Below are 1,400 nucleotides of genomic sequence, written 5' to 3' on the forward strand. Positions count from 1 at the left end.
GGTGTCTATGCGCCCGACTTTAGCGATCGAGGTGGCCTGAGCGGCACCGGTGGACCTCATCACCGCCAGCGGTCCTGGTCGCCCGGCGTTCGGTCACCGCCGTCACTCGTATCAATAACGATCAAATAAATGCCACACGTGTCACTTGAGTCCCATCAGTATCAACGTAACTTCGGCGGCGGACCCGTTTTCCACAACCAGGGAGAGTCATGCCAACCATCTGGACTTACATGCGTGCAGCGGCCGTCGTCGTCGGTTCGTCCGCAGCCCTACTCACGGGCGGTATCGCCCACGCCGACCCCGTGCCGGCTCCGCCGATCCCGAACATTCCGCAGCAGCTGATCAGTTCGGCGGCCAACGCGCCCCAAATCCTGCAGAACCTCGCTACCGCCCTGGGCGCGACCCCGCCGGCGGCGCCGGCTGCTCCGGGCATCACCTTCCCGGGAGTTCCGTCGGCCGCCGCAACGTCACCGGCGAATCCCGCGTCAAGTATCCCCTCGATCCCCGGGTTGACGCAGGCGGCGACGCCCTCCGCGCCGTCTGCCCCGGCGGCCACGCAGGGCCTGCAGGGGTTGATCCCGGGTCTGGGGCAGACGGCCCCGGCGGCGCCCGCCGCACCGGCCACGTCGTCCATCCCCGGACTGCCGGCCATCCCGGGGCTGTCGACGCCGACCGCCCCCGCCACCCCGCCGACCCCGCAGATTCCGCAGGCGAAGGTCGACATGCCGGCGTTCCTGCCCAATCTGCCGGTCAACATGCCCGCGCAGATGACCCTGCCGCAGGACCTGTCGGCACTGGCCGGGGCTCCGGCGGCGCCGGCGGCGCCCGCCGCACCGGCCGCACCGGCCGCACCGGCAACCGGGGCCAACCCGGTAGCGCCGCTGCTCGCCGCCCTGCCCTGATTAGTCAGCCCGACAGCAAAGCCACCCCCTACTGACCGGAGGACACACCGTGGCAACCACTTGGAATCTGTCCAAAGGATTGGCCGCTGTCGTGACGGCATCGGCTGCCGCGTTCGGGTTCTGCCCGAGCGCGGCAGCCGAACCGGCGACACCGCAACCTAACTCGACTCAAGAACTCCCGGGCCTGCCGGCGCTATCGCAGCTGAGCCCGATCATTCAGCAGGCGGCCACCAACCCCGGGCAGGCGACACAGCTGCTCATGGCCGCAGCGCAGGCCTTCAGCCACAACCAGGGCGCACCCACCGAGTCCCGGAACGTGGCCCAGTCGGTGAATCAATTCCTGGCCCAGCCGTTCCCGGGCGCGCCCGCGCCCGAACCCGGCACGGCCCTCCCGGACGGCGCGCCGGTGCCGCACGTACCCGCGGCGGGCGTCGAACCGGGCGCCCAGTCACACCTGCCGGCCGGAATCGACCCGGCACACGCCGCCGGTCCGGGACC

At 70.9% G+C, this 1,400-nt stretch carries 1 protein-coding gene and 1 pseudogene; both read left to right on the plus strand.

Features of this window, described 5'->3' with window-relative positions; translation table 11 throughout:
• Positions 1-209 precede the first annotated feature (209 nt).
• Positions 210-902: a hypothetical protein gene (locus tag A5781_RS10545; protein WP_067204682.1), complete on the plus strand. Its 693-nt coding sequence runs from the start codon at positions 210-212 to the stop codon at positions 900-902.
• A 49-nt stretch (positions 903-951) separates the two neighbouring features.
• Positions 952-1,400: pseudogene (locus tag A5781_RS10550) on the plus strand (hypothetical protein); the annotation flags it as partial.

Origin of the sequence: Mycobacterium sp. 852002-30065_SCH5024008, assembly GCF_001665645.1 — a bacterium.
In the GTDB taxonomy this organism is placed as follows: Bacteria; Actinomycetota; Actinomycetes; order Mycobacteriales; family Mycobacteriaceae; genus Mycobacterium; species Mycobacterium paraffinicum.